The sequence below is a fragment of the Vibrio sp. 1751 genome (genome assembly GCF_033339895.1).
GTDB classification, from domain to species: domain Bacteria; phylum Pseudomonadota; class Gammaproteobacteria; order Enterobacterales; family Vibrionaceae; genus Vibrio; species Vibrio alginolyticus.
The window spans coordinates 60,064-84,122 of record NZ_JAWOVM010000010.1 but is presented as its reverse complement, the minus strand read 5'-3'; the positions used below and the strand labels follow the sequence as shown (position 1 = coordinate 84,122).

The 24,059-nt window shown below is 44.8% G+C and carries 17 protein-coding genes; 6 read left to right on the top strand and 11 right to left on the bottom strand.

Annotated features, from left to right (window positions below; all coding sequences use genetic code 11):
* Window positions 1–80 precede the first annotated feature (80 nt).
* Window positions 81–902 carry a phosphate ABC transporter substrate-binding protein gene (locus R7041_RS06085; protein ID WP_005375153.1) on the bottom strand — a complete coding sequence of 274 codons (822 nt, stop codon included), beginning with the start codon at window positions 900–902 and terminating at the stop codon, window positions 81–83.
* A gap of 330 nt (window positions 903–1,232) precedes the next feature.
* Between R7041_RS06085 and R7041_RS06080 the strand changes: the two genes are divergently transcribed.
* Window positions 1,233–2,876, top strand: coding sequence for a methyl-accepting chemotaxis protein (locus R7041_RS06080; protein ID WP_017635422.1), 1,644 nt, complete (start codon window positions 1,233–1,235; stop codon window positions 2,874–2,876).
* Between the two features lie 108 nt (window positions 2,877–2,984).
* On the opposite strand, the gene R7041_RS06075 is transcribed toward R7041_RS06080, so the two are convergent.
* The 6 genes from R7041_RS06075 to R7041_RS06050 all read right to left on the bottom strand — a co-directional run bounded on the left by R7041_RS06075 (window position 2,985) and on the right by R7041_RS06050 (window position 13,108).
* Window positions 2,985–3,560, bottom strand: coding sequence for a DUF1566 domain-containing protein (locus R7041_RS06075; protein ID WP_017635423.1), 576 nt, complete (start codon window positions 3,558–3,560; stop codon window positions 2,985–2,987).
* 1 nt (window position 3,561) lies between these two features.
* Window positions 3,562–5,013: a DUF1566 domain-containing protein gene (locus R7041_RS06070; protein ID WP_206949137.1), complete on the bottom strand. Its 1,452-nt coding sequence runs from the start codon at window positions 5,011–5,013 to the stop codon at window positions 3,562–3,564.
* A 25-nt stretch (window positions 5,014–5,038) separates the two neighbouring features.
* Window positions 5,039–7,291, bottom strand: a complete 2,253-nt coding sequence (locus tag R7041_RS06065) for a proprotein convertase P-domain-containing protein (RefSeq protein ID WP_258512317.1) — start codon at window positions 7,289–7,291, stop codon at window positions 5,039–5,041.
* A 9-nt stretch (window positions 7,292–7,300) separates the two neighbouring features.
* Window positions 7,301–9,442, bottom strand: coding sequence for a TonB-dependent hemoglobin/transferrin/lactoferrin family receptor (locus tag R7041_RS06060; protein WP_064369643.1), 2,142 nt, complete (start codon window positions 9,440–9,442; stop codon window positions 7,301–7,303).
* Window positions 9,443–11,440 carry a prolyl oligopeptidase family serine peptidase gene (locus tag R7041_RS06055; RefSeq protein ID WP_064369642.1) on the bottom strand — a complete coding sequence of 666 codons (1,998 nt, stop codon included), beginning with the start codon at window positions 11,438–11,440 and terminating at the stop codon, window positions 9,443–9,445.
* A gap of 324 nt (window positions 11,441–11,764) precedes the next feature.
* On the bottom strand, window positions 11,765–13,108 hold the full coding sequence (locus R7041_RS06050; RefSeq protein ID WP_005383932.1) for a DEAD/DEAH box helicase: 1,344 nt from the start codon (window positions 13,106–13,108) through the stop codon (window positions 11,765–11,767).
* 550 nt (window positions 13,109–13,658) lie between these two features.
* Between R7041_RS06050 and R7041_RS06045 the strand changes: the two genes are divergently transcribed.
* Window positions 13,659–13,913, top strand: coding sequence for an Lpp/OprI family alanine-zipper lipoprotein (locus R7041_RS06045; protein ID WP_005375145.1), 255 nt, complete (start codon window positions 13,659–13,661; stop codon window positions 13,911–13,913).
* A 26-nt stretch (window positions 13,914–13,939) separates the two neighbouring features.
* Here the strand turns inward: R7041_RS06045 and R7041_RS06040 are convergent, their stop codons facing one another.
* From R7041_RS06040 to R7041_RS06025, 4 genes are read right to left on the bottom strand one after another with little or no spacing between them, the layout of a single operon-like run.
* Window positions 13,940–14,866 (bottom strand): L,D-transpeptidase family protein, encoded by a 927-nt coding sequence (locus R7041_RS06040; RefSeq protein WP_025768560.1) that lies wholly within the window; start codon window positions 14,864–14,866, stop codon window positions 13,940–13,942.
* 6 nt (window positions 14,867–14,872) lie between these two features.
* The gene (gene phrB, locus R7041_RS06035) at window positions 14,873–16,288 is read right to left on the bottom strand and encodes a deoxyribodipyrimidine photo-lyase (RefSeq protein WP_064369640.1); all 1,416 of its coding nucleotides are present in this window, start codon (window positions 16,286–16,288) and stop codon (window positions 14,873–14,875) included.
* A gap of 22 nt (window positions 16,289–16,310) precedes the next feature.
* Complete coding sequence (locus R7041_RS06030; RefSeq protein ID WP_064369639.1) at window positions 16,311–17,111, bottom strand: MerR family transcriptional regulator; 801 nt, start codon at window positions 17,109–17,111, stop codon at window positions 16,311–16,313.
* Window positions 17,101–18,051, bottom strand: coding sequence for a YbgA family protein (locus tag R7041_RS06025; RefSeq protein WP_005375141.1), 951 nt, complete (start codon window positions 18,049–18,051; stop codon window positions 17,101–17,103). The genes R7041_RS06030 and R7041_RS06025 overlap by 11 nt, the downstream gene beginning before the upstream one ends.
* A gap of 398 nt (window positions 18,052–18,449) precedes the next feature.
* On the opposite strand from R7041_RS06025, the gene deoD reads away from it, so the two are divergent.
* The 4 genes from deoD (at window position 18,450) to R7041_RS06005 (ending at window position 23,918) form a co-directional block, all read left to right on the top strand.
* Window positions 18,450–19,160 (top strand): purine-nucleoside phosphorylase, encoded by a 711-nt coding sequence (deoD, locus tag R7041_RS06020; protein WP_005375140.1) that lies wholly within the window; start codon window positions 18,450–18,452, stop codon window positions 19,158–19,160.
* 70 nt (window positions 19,161–19,230) lie between these two features.
* On the top strand, window positions 19,231–20,700 hold the full coding sequence (locus R7041_RS06015; RefSeq protein WP_005383936.1) for a hypothetical protein: 1,470 nt from the start codon (window positions 19,231–19,233) through the stop codon (window positions 20,698–20,700).
* Window positions 20,701–20,866: 166 nt separating this feature from the next.
* A complete protein-coding gene (locus tag R7041_RS06010) occupies window positions 20,867–22,351 on the top strand; it encodes a hypothetical protein (RefSeq protein ID WP_206949139.1) in 1,485 nt (494 codons plus the stop codon).
* Entirely contained in the window at window positions 22,335–23,918 is a 1,584-nt protein-coding gene (locus R7041_RS06005) for a GGDEF domain-containing protein (RefSeq protein ID WP_017820511.1), read from the top strand. Before R7041_RS06010 ends, R7041_RS06005 begins: the two co-directional genes overlap by 17 nt.
* Window positions 23,919–24,059: the final 141 nt, after the last annotated feature.

The following is a 24,059-nucleotide window of genomic DNA, read 5'->3' as shown; positions in this document are numbered from 1 at the left end:
GGCAATGCCGTTGAACACAATGGATAGAAAAGGCTCAGCCCGAAACGTTGGGCTGAGCAAACTTTAGAGTCCCGATGGGATTAGTTAACTGAGATGTAACCTTTTTGGTCAACTAGCGCTTGCGCTTCATCAGTTAGCATCCAGTCTAGGAATTTTTGCGTTTCTGTTGATGGCTTGCCTTCTTTGTAAAGAACAAGGAATGGACGCGCTACTTTGTAAGAACCGTTTTTAACGTTAGCTACCGTTGCATCAACGCCGTCGATTGCTAGCGCATTAACAGTGTTGTCTACAGTACCAAGAGAAATGTAGCCGATTGCGTATGGGTTAGATGCAACCATTGTTTTCAGTGCGCCGTTACCGTTTGCAACTTGAGCACGTTGAGAGATAGCTGATACCTTCTTACCAGAAATCTTCATTTTTAGAGACATGATGTCTTCAAATGCGCCACGAGTACCAGAAGCTGTGTCACGAGTAATGGCTACGATTGGCTTGTCTGCACCACCGACTTCTTTCCAGTTTGATACTTCGCCTTTGTAGATTGCAGTCACTTGCTCGGCTGTTAGACCTGGCAGTTTGTTTTGTGGGTTGACAACCACTGCGATACCATCACGAGCAACCACTTCTTCGATTAGTGTTGATTCTTTTTCAGAGTCTTTTAGATTACGAGAAGACATACCAAGGTCTGCTGAACCATTTTTCGCTGCTTTTACACCAGCTGAAGAACCAGGACCTTGAACTTCGATAAATACGTTAGGGTTCTTCTTCATGTACGTTTCAGAGAAAACTTCCATCAGTGGAGTTACGCTGCTAGAACCCACTGCAGAGATAGTTTCTTTAGCAGAAACAGGAGTCACTGCCATTGCGCCTAGAAGTGCGATTGCACCGATTACTGTCTTTTTCATCACAATTTCCTTAAGTGGCTTTATTGCCGTTGTGTTTCACTTGAACGGTGCTCACTTTAGAATTTGAATATGACAGTTGTGTTTCACTTAGTTGAACCCTCTATGACACGTTGTCATTTCTAACTATTAATTCCGCGACTTATCCCTCTCTCAATTTGAACGTAACGTTTTTATAAGTTGCCTCATGTTCAAGATGATAACCCCATCGATTTTGGTACATTTCATAACAATTAGATATGAGTAACTCATTGATTTGGCAAATATAACAATTAAAATCGAAATGCTTATTTATAAAAAAGATAATAATTAAACCGATAGAGGGTCAATCTCATGCGTCAATTTCTTAGTACGCTTTCTATTAAACTTCAGGTTTTTCTGCCTGTTCTATTCACAGTTATATTACTCATCATTGGACTGAGTGTCGGAATCGGTAAACTCGATCAAGCATTCAATAAGGTTTCGGCTTCCACCCATAAGCTAATCATTCACAAAGAGGAACTTAGCGGCATCGTAGACAACACTTACGCCATGCGCATCAAAGCCATTTATAGTCTATTTAGAGCCGAAGATGTTCAGTCTCTCAACCAAGAGCTTTCTGAGCGACAAAACAAAAACCGCGATTTTCTTAACTCCATCGACAATCTCCCTGGCGTTCAAAATGAAGTCAATGCTATGCGTAAGGCCATGAATCACTATGTTGATTTCACTCGCGTTACCATGACACCTCTGCTCACCACTAAACACTCTTCTGATTACACCACCTCTGATTTCAATCAAAAGTACGAATCTACAATGGCTGAGTATCGATTAGCTGGCGAAGCGATGATCAACGCCATCGACAAACTATCTAAACAATTGAATCAAATCGTCACCGATGAAGTCGAAACGAATGGCGAACAACATTCAACCACGCTAACTTACAGCGCCGTCTCGCTTGCGGTGATCTTGAGTGCCGCTTCACTTATTAGTTGGGTACTCGCCAGCTACATCGTTGCGCCGATTCGTAACCTTCAAGTAACGATGCAGGAAGTCGCGAAGGGAAACCTACTAGTTAAGGCCGAAGCCATCGGGAAAAACGAAGTGTCTCAGCTGGCTCGAGATGTAAACCAGACCATAGAAAAACTGCGTGAAACTGTAAGCGCATTGGTTCGCATTAGTGAAGATGTGGCATCAGCATCAACCGAGTTAGCAACTGTTATGACTCAAAGCAGCGTCAACTCGGATCAAGAAAAGCAAGAAGTTGAGCAAGTAGCCTCGGCGATCAATCAGCTAGAGTCGACCGCAGCTGAAGTATCGACCAATGCACAAGAAGCCGATAGTGCATCAAATCAAGCACGTACGTTAACCTCACAAAGTATAAGCATGTTTGGGGAAAGCACTCGCGCAAGTGAAAAGATGGCGGAACAACTTAACGAAGCCGCTGCCGTCGTAACTTCGCTAAAAGATCAATCAGAACACATTGGTCGCGTGATCGAAGTGATTGAAGGTATTTCTGAGCAAACGAATCTACTTGCACTGAATGCAGCGATTGAAGCTGCACGAGCGGGCGAAAGTGGCAGAGGCTTTGCGGTAGTGGCCGATGAAGTACGTATGCTGGCAGCGCGAACTCAGGAGTCCACCAAAGAGATCCAAACCATTATAGAAGAGCTACAGCAACAATCTGGTCACGCAAATGAAAGTATGCATTTCAGCTTAGCGATGTTGTCAGACAACCAAGCTCTGACACAAGAAGTTAGCCAATCACTTGCTAATATCAGTAATGCTATCGCCGATCTGAACTCAATCAACACTCAAGTTGCGACCGCATCAGAAGAGCAGAAGCAGGTCACGGCTGATATCAACAACAACTTAACGAACATCTATGAACTAGTGAGCCAGAACGTCACTGGTATCACTCAATCAGCCGCGGCAGCGCAAGAGTTGTCTGGTTTAGCAGAAAACCAAAAACATCAGCTTAAGCAGTTCCAAGTTTAAATTCTCTGCTCAACACGATAAGTTCCAAAGGTTAGAAAAGAAAAAGCTCCGCACTGGCGGAGCTTATTTTAAAGGCAAAGCTATCAACCCTTATTAACGTAATAATTATTATTCATCTGTCACTAACAAGAGAGAACTTTTGAAACTTGAGTTTAACGGATCTCTATTGAAAACCTCACCATTAGTCGTATCAAAAGTTGCAACATGCTTACCGTCGCCATTAGGTGTGTTGCTCCAGACATAACGCCCTAGAACATCATCTCCATCTGTCAGACTATAGCCGCTAGCAAACCCTGTACTATTTATGGCTGGGCTGTGGCAAGCTCGCTCAGTTAGAGATACTAGCTCTTTGATATTTGCTAGTCGCCAATTTTTTTTGTCAGCAAAATTGTGAAGAGGATGGTTGCCGTCCTTATTACGAATTTGTTTGGCTGTGGAGAGAGCGAGTTGCCATGACATTGTAGATCGCGTCCCCTGGCATTCTTGGTTTCCTACATTCCATGTCATACCAACTGGACAGCGCATCCATGTTAGACCTGTTTTCAGGTCAGTTACGGTACCGCTCTCAGAATATGTATAACGCGTGTTAGGTGCCGTTTTAGCAAAGTCAGTAGAACACTCTTGTGCAGCTATTGCAGTTTGAGAAGCCAAAGTAAGAGATAGTACAGTTATTAATTTCTTCATCTTATTGCCCCTTAACTGCGACTAGACGGATTGGGAATTGGTAAGAATCATCGGCACCCGCACTTGTGTTGCTTGATCGAATCTCGACGTATGAAATAGTGCCTCTATCTTTGCCCCGGGAGACAATCGCAGGGAAATAAATCTCGCCATCAATAAGTTGTGATGATGCATTCGTAAACTTAAAGTCGCTATGCCAAAACGCACCATATCCTAAATAAGGGCTACCTATGGTTTGCTGTGGAAAGTATTTAACATTAAAACCATAGACGTTGTATTTTGCATATTCATCGTTCGGAGCAAACAGTGTTTGTTCACCAAAGTCTAGTAAGTCATAAGTCTCACGGTAAGTAGGCAAGCGCCAACCAGTGATTCCACATAACGATTGTTTGTTTATGTACTCAACATATTGGCTAGTGGTACAAACTTCATCACCAGCGTCTTTACAACCTGCAAGCTCTACATCTTTGCTAAATGGCTTAAATGCTTCAGACTCAAACGCAAACAGGCGATCTTTAAATTGAACCGAGCTCGCATCCGCACTCTTATTTTCCCAAACAAGACCAGTACGTTCGTCCATAGTACAAGCCCACTCAGTCGCATCTGCAGCTAAAGCTGCACCTTGTGAATCTAGCTTAACGAACTTAAAGCCAGCGCCTGTCGACGTTTGCTTGTCCTCTTTGTCGAAGCCGTATTCCGCATCTTGACCAGGGTAAGACGCTTGAACCTCTGCTACGTCTGCTGCTCCTTCAGCAAAATAAAGAACGGCGCCCGTATCGTTACTACCAACCGTTTGTTCAGCAACCGCTACAATTTCTTCAGCAAATGCACTTACTTCCGCTTCAGACAGAAGATCAGAGGCCAACGATTTACCTTGGAAGCTAAGATTTTGAGCAAGCAGCGCTACGCCTTTGATCATTTGCTTTGGTTGCATCGCAGCTAATAGCACAACCGTGTTTTGCTCTAGCTTGTCTAGCTCGCTAGCTTCTGCGTTAGACATCACCGTACCAGAAAGAGAAACGCCGGCATCGGCGAGTTGCGCTTTCACAATCTCTTCAGCTTGAGCAACGGTTTTACCGTCAATTACAAGACCCGCGAGCAACGTTGTTACACCATTGACCGTGTTACCCGTTGCTAAATTTTGACCCGGAGCCGCAAGACGCAACGTTTGGTTTGAACCTTGATCAACTTGAGCAAGAATGGTGCTGGTTAGTACGTTTTTGTCGCTTGAAGTCAGGCTAAATTTACCGGCATTATCCGTTTTAGCACTCGGTTCAGTGGAATCACAAACGTAGTTTTGGTTTAAATCGATACATACTGGCGTATCAAGAAGTGTACCTGCAGAAACGATGGTGCCAGCTACATCATAGGTCGGTGCCGACGTGTCACCACCAGAACCTCCGCCACAGCCAGCAAGGGCTAGTGACATAGCAACGAAAGAATATTGAAACTTCATAGATTTTATCTTCTTTTGATTTTAATTAACGAGAGCGAATCACTCTCACCATTGAAAGCAGGACAAGTCCTAACAAGGTCCAAGGCGAACCACTGCCACCTGAATCACCGCCACTGCTTTCTTTAGTGGTATCAGCACTACACTGATACTGAGCAAAGTGACTCACACCCCACTCTTTCAACACCCCAGAATTCCCTGACACTCGGTCAGACACTTCGAGACGCCAAGTACCCCAACTCGGTTGACCGACAAGTGCTTGTAACTCCTCGGCATACTGAGCGGTGAAGTAACCTTTAAATCCTTTGGTATTGCTTGATTGATGGCTAAGTAGCACGACCGATTTGCCTTGTGGAGACACTAGCGTCACTTGCAGATCTTGCAGTGAGTCATGTTCGATGTTCAGGTAAACCGCAAACGAATCATCAATCGTGCGTGACTTGTCCGATAGCGTCTGAGAGAACAGTCTGTCGCCCTGTTCCGGCAAAGCGGAGTTCACTGGTTGAGGCTGGATATCGAGCTCTGGCGTACCATTAACCAGCATCACCTTTTCACTCCACTGGTGAGTCTTTAGGCCTTCAGCAAATTGATAATCCAATGAAATAGAGGAATCGAATTGCGTGCCACATGTTAGACCGCTTGGTAACGCCACCTTCATTGAGGTCGAGTCAGAAAGCGTTTCATCAAAGTCGAAAACAGATGCGTTGTTTAGCTGCCATTGCCCTTTGATGCTCGCTTCACGGCCAGTTTGGCTCAGGCTCAAACCAACGTCTTGACCTTGTGCGATGTATCGAGCGTCATAGCGAACACGAAGAGGCGCTTTAAGTAAGTTGTGTCTGTTGAAGCTGTCCGTCAGGAATTGAGCGTAGTCTTTATTTGGGAACAAGGTGTTTGCGGCAAACACGGTCGACTCCGCCAGATCATGCATTTTCACGCCACGACCAATGCCGTACATGCCTTCAAGAACAATGGCGTCAAACTCGCGGAACACCCTATCGGTATCATCACCGTATCGTTCAACCGATGCTTTAAGCGCTTGAAACAGCGGCGTTGACCATAGCTCGTCACCTAGTTCACCGCCCACACTGACGTGCGCTGGGTACTCTGAGCTCTCGAAGTAACGTGCTCTTTGGTTCCATAAGCTACGAGTTGTTTTGCGTGTTCCGAACACACCGTCCCAGTTGAACACCGTATCTAACTCGAATTCTTGACCACGACGCGAAGCATCCAAATATTGAATGCGGTAGCTCGCGCTGCCCGCCCAGTAATCAGCAAAACCCTCTGCGATAGCACCAGTTTGACCGTACGCCCAATCCGGTACGATTTGGTAATGAATGCCATGCCCAAGCTCGTGTATCACGACATCAGCATCGACTGCATCCGGAGAAACACCACCGACACCCAGCATGAGTGCTTTCGGACCGTAATAGTAAGTAGAGTTATCTTTTGATAAACCGCGAGCGTCAAAACGAAGCGGTTCATCAAACAAGTCGTAAGTCAGGCTTGTCAGATATTGGATCGAGCTATCAAGATGATAAAAAGCCATCAACTGTGGGAACGCATTGTCACCAAACTCGGTGCTTTGCATCTCATCAACACTGTCAAATGCTTGAACCCCTTCTGCGCTGAGAAAGTCCAACGTATCGAGTACAGGCGCTTCACCAGGTGTTGGGGCTGCAAATAAGCCCGTCGCATCCACTTGCTTCAATCTTGGGTTAGACAAATAGAACTTACCGCCGGACTGTAAAACCTCAATCGACTTGGTGACGTACTCGATCGGCTGAGGGTAATCAGACAGTGCTGACCACGTCGATTCTGGTGCCGCTTGCTGTTGCATGGTGCGAAGATCTGGGTTGAATAAAGAAACCTCAACATTAACCAGACTTCCAGAGCTCAAAGCAGGTGGCTCTTGTGCTTGCAGTTGGCGAGGCGATTCCAATTCCATTGCAACCGTTGGTTTACCGTTGCGAATGATCGTATCTTCAAGGCTCTTAAACACTCGCACAACGTGATGATTTTTATCGGTTGTTACTACTAGGGTGCGCTGTGCTTGATATTCACCGTTTACCCAAACATCAAAATTGTAATGCTCACCAAGCTGAGACTGGGTTTTGTAACGGAACTTAAACTCGCCCGCTTCTGAGTAGTGGCTATCTAGATAAGTTTTCGCTTGCGCTTCATCCGTTACCACAGAGTCCGTTGCGGGATAATCCCACTCTGCAGCCTGTGCCGCAGGGGTACAAGCAATAAGCAGCGAAAACGCCAATGGTTTTAGCTTCATGATTTCGTCCTAGAATTCGTATTTTGCAGTCAGCGTGAAGTAGCGCCCTGGCTCAGTTGAGTAACGCTTACTTTCCTCAGCGATACCCGCTACGTCTTGGTATCGGATGTATTCTTTGTCGAACAGGTTGATGATGTTTGCGCTAACACGAAGGTCTTTGGAAACGTGGTAAGTTGCGCCAATATCAAACGTATTCCACGCACTTGTCTGCGCGCAATCTGTCGCTAGGCCAAGCGTGGTCTGGCATTTAGGAACGCGATCCATTGCCGCGGCCCAGTTCCAAGCCACGTAAGCATTGAAGTCTTGGTTGGCGTATTTCAGTTGAGCGTTACCTTCGAATGGCGTAATGCTTCGAACGTATTCACCTTCCGCGTCTTTGCCATCTACGTAACCAAACTTGGTGCTGATGTTCCATCGCTTAGTGATCGCGTAACCCGCAGAAAGCTCTGCACCATACGTCTCGACACCATCGAGGTTTTGGTATTGTTTAATGTAATTACCATTGCTTGAGTCAAAGCCCGTGGTCACAACGTCGATGAAGTTTTCAAACTTGTTGTAGAACAAAGACGCATAGACATACGCGCGACCGTTATCGAACTTGTTACCGATTTCAAATGAGTCGGAAGTTTCAGCTTCTAGATCCATGTTTGGTGCAATTACAAACGGCGTGAGCGGCACAAAGTCGTGGCTTACGAAGCCATACGCTTTATCGTATTCCGGAGCACGGTAACCATGGTTATAAGATACATAAGCAATGTTGTTGGCAAACATTTCACGAGAAACCGACAGGCTTGGAGATACCTCTGAGCTATCCATGTCTTTTAATGGGAAGCCGCCCACTTCACCCGCACCGTCTGGCGTGAGACGGTGCGCATCAAAGCGTAGGCCACCTGTGATGGTCCATTTATCCAGTTCCACCATGTCTCGAACGTACAAACCAATGTTATAAGCACGAGCAGGAGCGAAAGGTTGTTTGGTCGAAGGTGTTACTCCGTTCCAATCAATCTTGGAGTCGCTATCTGTGCGTTCGTAATAGTCAGTAGAAAGCTCGACACCGTAAGCCAATTGGTGCTCAGCATTTGCTGCATAAATCGTATTAGTGAAATCGCCACGGAAGCCAATTGTTTCGTCAATGAAGGTTTTGTGTTCCAGCTCGCGACGCTTGGTGATCAAACCATTGTGATCCACTTGGCGCATTAAACGGTTGGTGTCTTCCACCACTTCGGTGTGACGCCAGTAAACTTTGGTATCCAACTCTTCGAACCAAGTTGGATTAATCGGAGTCACCTCTGCACCAATATAAGTGCTGTACTCTTCTGTGGTTTCATCCTCAGCAAAGTCTTCAATATGCCAAATTCCATCAGGTTGAATGGACGGTGAACCCTCCAAACGCTCTTGGTTCTGGGTGTAGAGTTCAGCTTTCGCTTTCAACATCACCTCTTCATTGAAAAAGTGGTTGATCGTATAAGCACCGCTGTAACCATCGAGGTCGCGGTTATACAAATCTTCATCAAAGTTACGTGTTTCTTGTCCTTGCCAGTATGAAACGTTAAACAAACTCTCTGTATCACCGGAACGAAAAGCTAGATTACTCGTGCCTTTGTACTTGTTGCTGATATCGGTGTAAGTACCGGAAACATCGGTGTAGAAGTCTTTGTCTTTTAAGAAATCACCCGGCTGACTGGATTCTAAAATCACCACACCGCCGATCGCGCCAGAGCCATGCACCGAAGAACTTGCCCCTTTAATGATTTGCAGCGATTCAAAATTGGATAAATCAAAAGTATCTCGCCCAACGGCATCATTAATGTCATTCGCACCGAAGCCATCCGCAGAACGAATGCCATCACGAACGATCATAATGCGGTTACCCGTCATACCACGGATGGTAATGTTTTGCGGACGTCCTGCACCGCCCGTCACGCTTACACCAGGTTCGTTACGCAGCACGTCATATAGCTCGGTCTCGCCTCTTTCTTCGATTTGCTCGTTTGTGATAACCGCGACACTACCTGCCACTTTTGACAATGGCTGATCGATTTTATTGGCGGTTACCACCACCTCTTCCATTGAGAAAACCTTAGATTCGGCGTGCACTTGACTGGCAGCAAGTACCGAAAGTACTGCCGCTGACACTGGGGTAAGCTTCATTTACTGCTCCGCTTTAGATGTTTTAATGAGTGATAGTAGAAATGCGTATTCTTTTGCTTGTTGTTCTTGCGCTTGTCGTGGGTCCATTTGGTGGCCCGAATTAAAATCAGTTTGCAACAAGTACGGCCCGTTGCGCTCACTTAACGCTGAAACTTTAGCCAGATACTTTGCGCCTTCCCAATATGGCACGCGCTGATCAATTAAACCGACTTGAACAAACATGGGTGGGTAAGCGTCTTTATGGATATTGAGAATCGGATCGTACGCCTTCATTAACGCCAATTGTTCAGGTTTGGTTGGGTTACCCCATTCGCCATACTGCTGTGTGGTAAGCGGAAGTGAGGTATCCGACATACTTGCAACCACATCAACAAAAGGCACTTTAAGTACGGCACCTGAAAACAATTTAGGATCTTGATTAACCGCTCCGGCCACCAACGTGCCACCAGCACTAGAACCGATGGCGAAAACCTCTCTATTGCCACGTTCGAATGTTTGCAGCGCCTTCGCGGCCGCGACAAAATCACCAATAGAATTGGCTTTTCGCACACCACGGCCTTGCTCGTGCCATTCATCGCCAAAGTACCCACCGCCACGGACATGGGCGATAGCGTAAATCACACCTTGGTCGAGTAAACTGATAACCTGAGGCATAAAGTACGGTTTCATCGTAAAACCATACGCGCCGTAACCGTAAATCATCACAGGAGATTGTGGGTGCAATTTGTCTTTGCGATACGCCAAAGAGACCGGGACAGAAACGCCGTCGTGCTTAATAAAAATACGTTGGGATACATAACGCTGACTATCAAAGTCTTGGTAAGCATCTTGAGAGTACAAGGATTTATTCAGCGTTTTTACATCGAACTCTTCCCACTGAGGAGGCGTAGTCATCGACATGCTTCGGATACGAATCTTGTTTGATTCAAAATCGCCCAACGTGCTTAGCCAAGCGACATTACCATCGTGTTCCAATGGCAGTATCACTTTTTCCTGACCTTGGTAAGAATACACCGTCAAAGTCGACACATTGTTTGGCTTGCTAAGTGCCACAACTCCTGCATCATAAAGGTAGAACTGTTCAAGCGGCTCACGAGGATTGGTGAAGCGTTGCCATGTTGCGCCAAGCGGTGCGAGTTCGACTTGGTAAAGGGCGAACTTTCCTTCAAGGTTGCTTTTCAGATAAATGTAACCTTTCGCCACATCCGCGTAATATTCCACACCCACTTCAGGCTTTCGCAATGAATCTGAGACAGTGCCCGTTTCTAGGTCGACAAGCTTCTGCTCTGTTGTTGACTCGTTGTTGCTTTGCAGCACAGCATAACGGCTATCTGCCGCACGATAGAAAGAAAGTAACCAATCTGACTTGGGTTCATTCCATAGGACTGTTTTTGCCAAAGATTCAGTGGAGATACGTAAGATCTGATGAGGTCGCTGGGTACGCTTTTCTTTTGCAACAAGGAATGCCACTTTCCCGTTAGGTGACAACAATACGCCACTATCGACGTGCGTCACCAGTTCCGTAGATTGACCGGAGAGTAAATCAACAACCACGGCGCGATATTGTTCGCTGCCGTCGATATCTTCCGTGAAAAGTAATGTGTCACCATTCACTTGCCATTGACCAAGTTGGTAGTACTGATGCGCAGATTGTCGTTTATCGAAATCGAACACCACGTTTTCTGGTGCATGTTGACTCGCACGGGATAATAGTAAGTAACGACCATCGCGACGCATTAGCGTCCACTCTCTTCCACTCATGATCGACCATGGCTTATCACCTTTGTCTGCCACCATGGTATCCCACTGCGTGAGTAAGTTTTTTGTCAACGTCTGATAACTTTTTTGGTGCTGTTCAGTTTTGTGGTTTTGTTCTGTTAGGTAGGTAAGAACTCGCTCATCTTTACGAGCATCATCTCGAAGCCAGTTGAAATCATCAGCAGCAAAGCCAGAACTAGAGGTAATTATGAGCCCTAAAAAAACATGAGTAAATTTCATATAGAGAGCGAATTCATTTATAGGATTAATACAATGGCGCGTATTCTGCCCTTAAATAAAAATGAGATCAATTATCATTTTCACAATCATGTGAGATTTTTATCTAGTGTGTGAGGAAAAACGTTTGCTTTGACCGAGGTAATAAAACTTAATAACTTCCTAAATTAGCGTTCTATGCTGTTTATATACAACCAGACAAATATAAAAGCTGACAAACGAGTGAGTATGGAAAGGCGCTATTTCACCTAGCGACAGACATAAAAAATCCGAGTGCGAACACTCGGATTTTTAAGAACTAAAATCAATGGGAAACTACAGCAGCTTTTACTCTTCAGAGCTCGGTGCCGCTGGTTTTTTCTTAGGGATGAAGACATCATCACCCACAGATACGTTTTTGTAGAAGCTCTTGTCACGCTTAGCTGGTTTTTTCGCCGACTTTTTCGCTTGAGGGCGAGCTTTCTTTGCGGTCGCTTTCTTATTGCGAAAATCTGGTTTAGGTGGCTTAAGGCCTTTAAACTTACCTTTCAAATCTTCGAACACTGAAAACTCAAGATCTTGTTGTAGGTATGCTTCTACACGTTTAAAGCTATCCCAGTCTTTTGGACCAACAAGAGAGATTGCATCCCCTTTGTTTCCAGCACGACCAGTACGACCAACTCGGTGTACGTATTCTTCGGTATGCTTTGGCATATCGAAGTTGATGACGTGTGTCACAGTTGCAATATCCAAACCGCGGGAAGCAACATCAGTCGTTACAAGGATCTTAAACACTGCGCGCTCAAACTGACTCATAATGGTGTTACGTTGAGTCTGGTTCAAGTTACCACTTAGTGCTACAGCCTTCAGTTTCTTTTCGTTCAGCTTTTCTGTTAGTCGCTCAGTATCATCACGCGTTGCCGTAAAGATAATAACTTGACGGTATTCAGCCTCAGAAAGAACACGATCTAAAATTGCCTCTTTATGATCTAGGTGATCACACAAGTAAAATTTTTGCGTGATATCTTTATGCTCTTCGTTAGAAACGCCGATAGCAATTCGCTTTGGCGCATTGAGCATTTCAGCCGCGATTTCATTGACGTCTGCATGATCTAATGTCGCAGAGAACATCAACGTTTGACGACGACGATGCTTGGCTGCTTTATGAATGCGACGAAGCTCTGGTGCAAAACCCAAATCCAACATGCGGTCTGCTTCGTCAAGAATCAGCGTTTCCAAACCATCCAGATAAAGCGAACGATGATCTAAGTGATCAGCCAAACGTCCTGGTGTCGCCACGATAAATTTCGGGTAACGACGCAGAGCTTTTACTTGATCGTTAAAGTTCTCACCACCCAAAATCAGTGCTGCTTCATAAGATAGGCCAGCTAGCATAGAACGAAGCTCACCATATACTTGTTTCGCTAGCTCACGAGTAGGAGCAAGGATTACCGCGCGCGGGTCTTTCGCAGAAAACGATTTTGTCTTTAAAGACTTATGAAGCATTGGCAATACAAACGCCAAAGTCTTGCCCGAACCTGTTTTCGAAGATGCCAATAGATCCTTGCCTGCAATCGCAACAGGAATCGCCTGCTGCTGAATGTCAGTCGCTTTTTTAAAATCGTAGTGTTTTAGGTTCTTCAACAATCGGTTGTCTAGGCCTAGATCTTTAAATTGCAAAGTATTCTCCAATAAATCAGTCAGCGTCTGAGCGCTCTGTAGTGTCGTTTCCGCTCTAACGCAGCAAAAAAATAAAGCTCGGTATAATACCGCAAATCATAGGAGTATAGATAGAGATCACACAAACTAATTCCCTGTGGTAACGGTAAAACATCATTTGTGGCTCAGTTCAGAGTAAAGACTAGCCTTTTTGATGAGCAGCTGGACAGGAAGTTTAGAGAAAAGCCGTTCAAATATGCCTTCTATCCATCAACAAAACGACTTAAATAGCAGTTATTTGGGCCAATAAACTTTCATTTGTGTCAATATCGTCTAAATTATTGATATCAGGAACGTGGCAAATACACCTGCTATGAAAACTGTTGTGAGAACGAAATAAAGGATAGGTAGTTAAACTTTGTTAAGTTCAGGTAAAAGTTGACGTCAGGTACTCCATGAAATTCTTGGGTTTTTTTGACTTTTGCTACATCATGTACTGATAAAATGTAACCACATTTAACCTCGCTACTGTATAAAATAATAGTTAGTAGCGAGACTTTCACTATAAGCAAGGAGTTCTTATATGAACAAAACGTTGATCGCAGCTGCAGCAACTTCAGTACTTCTACTAGCCGGTTGTGCTTCTTCTGATGACGCAGCTACAGCAAATGCAGCAAAATTAGACGAACTAAGCAACCAAGTTAGCCAACTAAGCCAAGACGTACAAGCTCTTCAATCTGACGTTCAAAAATCAGGCGCAGCAGCAATGGCTGCTCAAGAAGAAGCTGAGCGTGCTAACGAGCGTATCGATAACATCGCTCAGTCTTACACTAAGTAAGATTTAATACCGCGTCTTAACGCCCGTTAAGGCGCGGTTATTTCGATAGGAACCCCATTCTGTGCAGCGATTGCTGCTTTAGCCTTCACGTTTTTCATACCGAATTCATCCAACCACCACTTTAACTCTTTCGGCACTTTCAGTTCATCTTTCTCGCCATTACTACGAGTCAAAGGCTCATGTGCTTCTAAGAACACACTTCTGTCAGGCTCAAGTGTCATTTTGATAGGCTGGTTAATGATATTAACGTCTTCGCCGTTACGAACCTTGTCAAATAACCACTCAATGTCACTTGGGTCCATACGAATACAACCCGCGCTGACTCGCATACCAATCCCAAAGTCCTTGTTGGTACCATGAATTAGGTATTCGCCATTCCCGTAAGCTAAACGCAATGCAAACATACCAAGTGGATTATCAGGCCCCGCAGGAACAACGGCTGGTAGATCAATGCCCTTTGCTTTGTACTCGGCACGAATAGAGGCTGGAGGAGTCCATGTAGGGTTCGGTCGTTTTTGGCTGATACGCGTTGTCATTACTGGGGTATCGCGCCCTATTCGGCCAATTCCGACAGGAAATACATGAACAATATCCTCTCCTTTCGGAAAGTAATATAAGCGCAGCTCGGCAAGATTAATAACGATACCTTTATAAGGTACGTCTGGGAGGATTAGCTGTGTCGGAATAGTAAGAACATGCCCCTCTTCTGGTAAGAAGGGATCCACGCCTTTGTTTGCGGCCATTAAACCTAGCATACCCACATCGTAGAGCTTAGCGATATTTGCCATGGTTTCGCCTTCTTGAACGACGTGGTTTTCAAGGCGACCAATTAAACGGCTTCCATCCTCTGGTAATTCGTACATCTTAGCGAATGATAGACCACTCACTAAAGATAACGACACAGATAGCAGGGTACGTTTTGCGAAACTCATTGATCGCTTTTTGCTAAGCATTTCACTCTATTCCTTGGCACTTTTAAAGAGCTGTAAGGTTATCTCTCTTTCTGTCTTGTGATCAACCATCGGCTTGTGATATTCCAGTAAAGAAAAGCCCTCCCAAGTCCAAGGTTTATGGATGTATTTGTTCGGTACACTTTTGATTTCTGGTACCCAATGGCGCACAAATTCACCATTAGCATCGAACTTTTCGCCTTGGCTTATCGGGTTGAAAATACGAAAGTATGGCTGCCCGTCACAGCCCGTAGAAGCAGACCATTGCCAGCCACCATTGTTCGCTGCAAAATCGCCGTCCACCAGCTTACTCATGAAGTACGCTTCTCCCCATCGCCAATCAATATGTAAGTCCTTGGTAAGAAAGCTCGCGACAATCATACGTAATCGATTGTGCATCCAACCTGTTTGATTGAGCTGACGCATTGCTGCATCAACGATTGGGTATCCTGTTGTTCCTGTCTTCCATCGCTCAAAGGCTTTCTCATCATAGGACCACTGGATTTTATCCTCCCAATCGATAAATCCTTTGCCTTTGACGAGTTTTGGTTCGAAAACCAATAGGTGCTGATAAAACTCACGCCAAATGATCTCACTTAACCAAGTTGCTTTCCCTTCTGTAAGGTCATTTTGTTGATTTTCAGCATACAAACGAGCAATACACTGCCTTGGTGATAGCGCGCCAATCGCAAGGTATGGAGACAGTTGGCTAGTGCCATCAATAGCTGGAAAGTCTCGCTCGCTTTGATACGCGTCACTGCGCTCCCGTGCAAATTCCCTAAGCTGCATCAAAATATCATTAGTCGAAGCCAGCCAGTCTTCACTGGATTCTCGAGCATAGCTAAATGTGAAGCTTGAATTAAATCGAGCCGACTCTAATTGTTCGAGTACCTTTTTATTGAGTGGCGCTTGCTCGTGAGGTTTTACTACCGTCGGCATATGGAACTGCGTTAACCAAGCACGCTTGAATGGCGTAAACACCTTAAAACATTCGCCTTGCTTATTAAGAACCGTCGTTGGCGCGTGCACACATTTGTCATGAAACAGTTCAAATTCGATATCGTGAGAAGCTAACGCTTCACTTACTTGTGTATCGAGCTCTCGTTCGTTCACCTCATAGTGAATGTTTGCCATGACAGACGTGGCTTCAAGTGTTTCCGCCCACCCACTAATCACATCTGTACAATCGGAAAACGACGGTACCTCTTTGTACAAAAAGGGAATATTAAGGCTTTCAAGCTCCTCGTTAAGACAAGCTAAGCGACGAGCAATGAGGTCTGCCTGCATCGGCGCCATGTGATGCTCCCGCCACTGCTCTGGCGTCGCGATAAAGCAAGCGACGACAGGCTGACCTGAATCCAATGCCGCTTTGAGTGCCGTGTGGTCTAACGTACGTAAGTCACGTCGAAACCATACTAAAATCATGGTAGCTCCTATCTTTTGTCTACTAAGTTAGGTGTAATTTCTCTATCACTTCAGAGCACCCCATCCGATCACCTAGCTGTGCGTGAAGCATTTTGATGGACGCTACTTGTTTAGCAGCTAGTGCTTTATTGGAGAAAAGGTAGATAAACGAACCATTTTCAACGACCTCGTGATCTAGTAGACCAGAAACATCATCAACCTTATCGATCAAAGTCGTGTGATACCCTTGTTCACAAAGCTTCGCTGCTTGAATCCAACTCTCGGCCTCTCTGTTTTGTTCAAAGCTAATGAGCAGACACTTTCCTTTGGAAGCTGCTTTGTTTTCAGAATCGATAACAAGGGCAAGTCGAGTGATCAAACAAGTCTGAAATAACCCCACCTGCAAAGATCGCAGCGATCCTTTTACCATATCTAGCGCATCAAATACTGGGCTAATGAACTGATCAATAACGAGTTTTAGTGGGTACTCTTTAAGAACAGAGGCAAGTAAACTCTCTGCTTTTCCTCGATTCAGGGTAGACAGCGCAAGCAGCATGTTTTCAACTTCTTCGAGTGTGCGAACCTCGTTTTTGACTTCGACATCGGCGCTTTTTCCTAGCAGCCCCTTCACTTTACCAATCGAAATCCCCTTCGCGAGCCAACTCTGGACTTCGCGAATCGTATCGAGATCTTGCTGGCGATAGAGTCTGTGTCCTTTTTCAGTTCGCTGAGGTTGGATCAAGTTGTATCTTCGTTGCCAAGCTCTCAGCGTAACTGGTTTTACACCCGTGATTTCTGCGACATCTCGGATCGCGTATAGTTTTTCTTCTGAACTACAAACCATAGCGTAATCTCATCTCCTGCGGATACGGTTCTAAAAACTTCTGTTTTGCTAAATATTCGTCTGGGTAAGTATTTAAGTAATGCTTAATCAATGTAAGTGGTGCTAGCAGAGGCAGCATTCCGATACGGTAGTCGTGAATCACTGTCGCTAACTCTTCTTTTTCTTCTTTAGTTAGTGAGCGTTTGAAGTACCCTTGTAAATGCATCAACACATTTGTGTTATTTTTGCGGCTAGCCCGATTCGTTAACGCCTTCATCAGTCCTAAACGATACTCTTGGTAAAAGTCTTCAATTTCATAATTAGCGACATCAGCGACTAAGCGGCCAAGGGAGCGGTATGACTCTGGGTGGTGTGCCATTAACGTCAGTTTGTAGCGCGAATGAAAGTCGATGATTTTGCCACGAGTAGGCTCACCATCCATCGAGTCGTAAAAGTCATTTAGACAAAATACTCGAGTAATAAAATTTTCTTTCAATACAGGGTCGTTAAGTCTGCCATCCTCTTCAACAGGCAACCAAGGCATTTTTTGCATCAATGTTTGTGTATACAAGCCAACACCTTCTTTCGCAGCACTGTTCTTGCTGTAAACCTTGACTCGCTCCATGCCACAAGTTGGTGACTTGGCACAAACGATGTAACCACAAAGCTGCTCGCTTTGAAGTTCATCTACTTTATTGGCCGAGTAAGTGAGCATATTGTCGGTATGATCATTTTCTGGATTTTTGGTTTCAACCAATGCAACACGCTCTTCATTAGAAACAAGACGAATTGTTGGACGGGGTACTGGCATACCTACGCCGACTTCAGGGCATACCGAAACAAAGTCAAAATACGGGCTGAGCTCTTTAGTCACAAAGTTGCTCACCTTATGACCAGAGTCAAAACGCACTCGTTCACCCAAAACACACGAACTGATACCTACTTTGATTGAAGATTCCATGATGACGCATCCCTATACAAAAAGTTTTGTTGTATAACTTATAGCAAGCCTTTCCAGATTGTACAAGAAAATAAGTTGTACAATTTAATCGTTTTACTTCACTCGAAAGTATTTCGATCAACCAGCTGTCAGAAAAAAGTTTGGCCCAAAAACAAAGAATTTGTGCGCGCAATCGACAAACTGCTCAAAAGCAAATCGATTGCTCTTTTGATTTCAACAGATTTGGTTATCAATAGTAGTTGCAGTTTCTAAATGCGTGGTTTTTGTGACTAAGCTCTCAAGGGGCTACTGTACGTCCCGATATTATTGCCTCAACGAAAACGAACAAGTTCAACAGAATTGGTAATAGCGTTCTATAATAGAGGCGTTTTATCAAAACAAAACTTTGGAGAGCACTTATGGCAACCCCACACATTAACGCACAACCAGGTGATTTCGCTGAAACAGTTCTAATGCCAGGCGACCCGTTGCGCGCTAAATACATCGCTGAAACGTTCCTAGAAGATGTGAAACAAGTTTGTGACGTTCGCAACATGTTCGGCTTTACTGGCACTTACAAAGGCAAAAAAGTTTCTGTAATGGGCCACGGCATGGGTATCCCGTCTTGCTGTATCTACGTACACGAGCTAATCGCTGAATACGGCGTGAAAAACGTTATCCGTGTAGGTAGCTGTGGTGCAGTACGTGACGACGTGAAACTAATGGACGTTGTTATCGGTATGGGTGCTTCTACAGACTCTAAAGTTAACCGTATCCGTTTCAACAACCACGATTTCGCAGCAATCGCTGATTACGGTCTTCTAGAAGAAGCAGTTAACCAAGCGCGCGCTCAGGAAGTGCCTGTAAAAGTAGGTAACGTATTCTCTGCAGACCTGTTCTACACACCAGAAGCAGACATCTTCGAGAAGATGGAAAAACTAGGCATCCTAGGTGTAGACATGGAAGCGGCTGGTATCTACGGCGTAGCAGCTGACCTAGGCGCGAAAGCACTGACTATCCTGACAGTTTCTGACCACATCATCCGTGGTGAAAAACTAAGCTCAGAAGAGCGTCAGAAGTCGTTCAACGACATGATGAAAGTTGCACTAGAAACTGCAATCAACATCTAAGAACAAATAGTAAGTAATAATTTGCAGCCAGAGTTATGCTGGCTGCCCGAATTATCCCGAGGGGGCGATTGTGTCTAACGGCGAACTGCCAAAAGACGCAGATGGGTTACAACTCAACTTTTGTAAAACATTGGCGTGTGACAACTTTGGATTGAGTGATGCAAAGCGTTACGTTCTGCAACATGCGAACCCTAAGCGTCCGGCGATGGTATGCCGTGAATGTGGAGCTTTCCCCCCCTTACTTAATAATCGCGATGTCGTGAACGAACTTCATCGCCTGCGGCACGTCCACAGTGACGGGTTGCCTGCTTGCCGTAATGATGATTGCGACAACTTTGGACTTTCTGTCCACACTCACAAACACCTCTATCACGCTTTCGGTTACAGTGGCGATCGCCAACGTTACCGCTGTAAAGTGTGTCAAAGTACCTTTGTCGACAAGTGGTCTGGTGCCAACAAGAAGCTTCAATTTCAAGAGAACTTGATGGGTTTATTGTTTACGGGATATTCCGTACGAGAAATCTGCCGCAAGCTTAGTATTAACCCAAAAACCTTTTACGATCATGTTGACCATATAGCTAGCCGCTGCCGCCGCAAGCTGGCAACCATTGATGCGCGCTGGGTAAACCACGCAACGCATTATGAATTGGCCTCAAACTATATTGCATTGCAACCGAACAGCAATAATGGTGTGTATTGGATTGTTTCTGGCGAAGCGCATTCTGGCTATATTCTTTGCCAGCACGTCAATTATTCCGCTGATGAAGAGCCAATCGCAACGCTCGATCATAATCCTTACGATGAGGTGTCTCGTTTTGTTTCCCAGGAGTACGTAGCGGAAGCAAGTGAGCCGCTTGCGGAACCTTCTCATCACCTCAGAGAGCGAATTGACCAAAAATACCAAACAATTTTGGCTCGCGGTAACGTAGAAGACCCTCTTGGTAATCTATCTGTATTTCATTACCCTTCAAAAGGGGCATTAGTCCGTCCGCCATACACCTCGTATGCACACTATTTGCACGTACTTGATATGTGCTGCCCAAACAAACGTGTATCTCTATACATGCCTCAAGATCCCCTACTACGTTCAGCTGCACTGAGCGTTTGTTTACCTCGTATTAAAGAGAAAAGTGTCGACTTGATGTACGTAGAAGAGGACGCTAGTTGGGACATGAGCACTCCCTTTGGCAAAGTCGATATCGCCTATATGAGTTGGTGGCGCGATCGTTGGGCAATCTCTAGTCAAAACGAAAACCACAAAGGCATTTGCTACCTCGCTGGCGATCAAAATGAGCCTGAAAAATGGTTTAACGTTGCGACAACTCGTCATGTGAAGTTTTATCAAAACCGCTTTCAGATTCTTTTCGAAAGCTTCATTAACGAGCCACGTCGCAAATTACGACCTGCTGGTATTTTACCTCTTTTAGATATATTCAGAGCTTGGCATAATTTGTGCTATCAGGATAAACAAGGTCTTACCGCTGCACAAAGGTTAGAAGTCTCTGATGCACCTTTGACAATCAAACAGCTCCTATCGTAGCTATTCTATTGGTAATTTAGATGTAGTAATTAGGGGTTGTAACGGTATACATTACGGCCCCTGATCGTTTACCAAAACGTTATCCGCATCGCTTTGGTAAAGAAACATGCATCTAACCACTTAATATTAGGTGTGATTTCCAGTTCGATAGTCATGGATGTGAACGTTGGATAAAAACCAAATTCAGCTAGAAGATGATCTCACTAAGCTTAAAGGCCAAATAAAATCGGCCCCTAAACATACCTTTAATATTGCGCAGCAATATCGTATCCGCGCGGAACAAATTTTATTTGTGGACGGAGAGATCAAAGCCTTACTCATCATGGCGCAATGCTGTTGGTGCCTAATGGATTACCGACAAGGCTTAAAACTCGTCAAAGACGCTTACAGCAAACAAACACAGCTTGAAACCGACGATCATCTCCCGGAAATTCTCCATCTTTTTGCACTCCAATATTGGGGCCAAGCAAAGTATTATTCCGCGCAACAATATTGGATTAATGCGCTCGAACAATCTGCTCTTGTTGATGATGTTGAAATTCAAATCGAATCTCTAATTGGGCTTGGTAATGTATGGCGCATCACTAATGAACACCAACTTGCCGCTTCAACTCATGAGTTAGCCGTTAAAGTGGCAAACAATGTTCGTATTGCTTGGTTAGAAGGCAAAGCGCGCATCCTATTAGCTTGGGACTATTACTTACTAAATAAGTTTGTCGAGATGCTTACGGTACTGGATGGAGCAACCGAAGTATTAAAAGATCATGATGACAGTACGTGGCAAGCCGAGATCTGGGACTTTAAAGGGTTAGCACTGCTTGGACTAGAACGCCTTGATGCGGCCGAAGAAGCCACCCAAAAAGCCCACCAGCTCGCCATTGAGCATGATCTCGTTTGGATGAAAGCACACTCTTTTATTAGCCGAGCAAGACTTGAGCTTTTGCGCCAAAATACAGACAGCGCTGCCAAGTTGCTACTTGCAGCAGAAGAGTCTGCACTCAGTTTCGACCACGGTGAGCTACTCAGCCAAATTTGCTTCCAACAATCACGAGTCGCTGAAGAACAAGGAGACTTTGAGTCTGCGTTTAACGCGTTCAAGAAATACCGTAAGCACGCACTCAAAATGCTCAAAGAACAAACTCACCGAATCAGCATGGATAAAGCAAGAGGCTCTAAACGCCAACTAGAGCAGCGAGCACGTAAGCTGATCAATCATATTCGCTCTCAACACGAATACGACCCTGAAAAACAGTTCTCTAATGTCGTTTCTGAGACCTACTGGTGGGAACAGTTAGTTTTGTTTAAAACGGAGCTCAAACGCTCTAACCACGCCATCATTATGATTCAGCATTCAAGCCCCGAAGTTCTCGATGTTTGTACCGAGCTCGTTCATGCATTGACAACCTCCAGCGACCTCATCTCGAGAATTTCCAGTAACAGGCTAGCAATGTTAATTGCAGAAAAAGGTCAAGCAGCAGAAGAGGTCTACCGCACTGTCCAAGCGATGTTAGACATCTATCCATGGAAGCGACGCGGAATCAAAGGCCCGAAACCGATACTGTATTTGCAAGATATCCTGACCTTCCCATTCACGTTAGAACAGCTCGAAGAAAGTTATATTGAGGTAATGAAGAATGGAACAACTGCTTAGCAAGGTGACTGACGCAGGTATCGATCCTTCTTCCGTTTCAGGTGAAGAAGCGATTACGCTATGGGAACACATAGGGTTACATATTGCGTCAACAAACCGAGAGAAAGCGCATTGCTATATCATTAGCGCCGAGTATCGAAGAGAGATCAAACAGCTCAACGACAGCATTAGTGAATTGAAACAAGCGCTTGAGTTGCTTGTTTTACCAGAGGATGTAGAAGATATTCTTTCTGTGAAAGCAAGCTTGAGTGAGCGTTTGGTTGAAGTAGGTGACTACAATGCGGCATTAACCGAGTATGTTGCTTCAACCAATATCGCCGTCGAGTACGGCTATATTGATGAGTACGTATTGGCCATTATTGGAATGGGTAATTTGTGCGATGCCCATGGGGATCACCAACGTGCATTACGTTATTATCAAAAAATAGATGCTATCGATCACGCTATTGGCAGTCGATCCCTACGCCTTCGTTACAAGCTGTACATGCTTGCCTGTTATATCAGCTTGAACCGTACCGCAGACGCCAAAGAACTATTGAGTGAATGTGAAGAACTGAGCATTCTCGTCAGTGATAAAAACCTCGCCGCACAAATTCACCTCTACCGAGCCAAATTACATCGTCTGCAAGAAGACTACCCCAATGCGTTGCTGGCTATTTCGAATGTTCAGTACACAACGGGTAGTGCCACGACATACTGGTTATCCACGATGGTCAAAATTGAGACTGCGTATTGTCTAAACGGTGTAGGGCACACTTCTTTAGCTAATTTAACGTTGGACTCCATCAGTAAAAGGATTCAAAAGCAACTATCTCCTATCGTTACTCAGCATTTTTATAACGCGATGAGTCAAGTTTACGCCTCTCAAGGGTTGTATCAAGAAGCATTAAATTGTGAAAAAAAAGCGCATAGAATCGAATCTGATCTTGTAAAACATATTCCGATCGGTGAGTTAGGGTCTGCTCAACTACGCCGACTTTCACGCTTTGAGTTACAACTCAAACTCATTTTGTCAGAGCTAGAAAACAAAGAACTAAAAGAAACCACCAAGCAGCATAAAAATACTGTTGCTCAGCTACAGCAGGACGTCTTTACCGATCCACTTACGTCTTTACACAACCGACGCTGGTTAGAAGTTAAACTAAAAGATCTACTTCTGCACGATACTGCATTTGCATTGATGGTCATCGATATCGATCACTTCAAATCCATCAATGACGAACTAAGCCACTTGGTTGGCGACAAAGCGATCAAAAGTGTGTCACAGGAACTGGCGTCCTACTTCAGATTTAAAGGCGCATCGTGCGTACGATTTGGTGGTGAAGAGTTCCTCGTGATCCTTGAGAATACCCAACTGGAACGCGCAGAAATGCATGCCGAGAATTATCGTGAACGGATTTATCAATATGGTTGGGACGATATTCTTGGTGAACGGGGGCTGACCGTATCCATAGGGATTACCTTGCATCGAGAAGGCGAGAATACTCAGCGAACTTTTTATCGTGCAGACAAAGCTCTTTATCGCGCCAAAGCCAATGGCAGAAACCAAGTCTGTACCGAACTTTAAACCATGCCCCGGTTGACACCTGGGGCTTTAGTATACTTTTTACTTATCCTTCCTATATCACTTCACTGCTTGTTTAAATAAGTACTCAGCAACACCTTAACTGCCAATAAACATCAGTGGATACTTACATCGCATAAACAT

Bases quoted from the DNA above. Each gene is read 5' to 3' on its own strand.
- R7041_RS06085 (WP_005375153.1), bottom strand. From the start codon at position 902: ATGAAAAAGACAGTAATCGGTGCAATCGCACTTCTAGGCGCAATGGCA.
- R7041_RS06005 (WP_017820511.1), top strand. From the start codon at position 22,335: ATGGAACAACTGCTTAGCAAGGTGACTGACGCAGGTATCGATCCTTCT.
- phrB (WP_064369640.1), bottom strand. From the start codon at position 16,288: ATGATTTTAGTATGGTTTCGACGTGACTTACGTACGTTAGACCACACG.
- R7041_RS06070 (WP_206949137.1), bottom strand. From the start codon at position 5,013: ATGAAGTTTCAATATTCTTTCGTTGCTATGTCACTAGCCCTTGCTGGC.
- R7041_RS06040 (WP_025768560.1), bottom strand. From the start codon at position 14,866: ATGCTTAGCAAAAAGCGATCAATGAGTTTCGCAAAACGTACCCTGCTA.
- R7041_RS06030 (WP_064369639.1), bottom strand. From the start codon at position 17,111: ATGGTTTGTAGTTCAGAAGAAAAACTATACGCGATCCGAGATGTCGCA.
- deoD (WP_005375140.1), top strand. From the start codon at position 18,450: ATGGCAACCCCACACATTAACGCACAACCAGGTGATTTCGCTGAAACA.
- R7041_RS06075 (WP_017635423.1), bottom strand. From the start codon at position 3,560: ATGAAGAAATTAATAACTGTACTATCTCTTACTTTGGCTTCTCAAACT.
- R7041_RS06065 (WP_258512317.1), bottom strand. From the start codon at position 7,291: ATGAAGCTAAAACCATTGGCGTTTTCGCTGCTTATTGCTTGTACCCCT.
- R7041_RS06045 (WP_005375145.1), top strand. From the start codon at position 13,659: ATGAACAAAACGTTGATCGCAGCTGCAGCAACTTCAGTACTTCTACTA.
- R7041_RS06080 (WP_017635422.1), top strand. From the start codon at position 1,233: ATGCGTCAATTTCTTAGTACGCTTTCTATTAAACTTCAGGTTTTTCTG.
- R7041_RS06060 (WP_064369643.1), bottom strand. From the start codon at position 9,442: ATGAAGCTTACCCCAGTGTCAGCGGCAGTACTTTCGGTACTTGCTGCC.
- R7041_RS06055 (WP_064369642.1), bottom strand. From the start codon at position 11,440: ATGAAATTTACTCATGTTTTTTTAGGGCTCATAATTACCTCTAGTTCT.
- R7041_RS06025 (WP_005375141.1), bottom strand. From the start codon at position 18,051: ATGGAATCTTCAATCAAAGTAGGTATCAGTTCGTGTGTTTTGGGTGAA.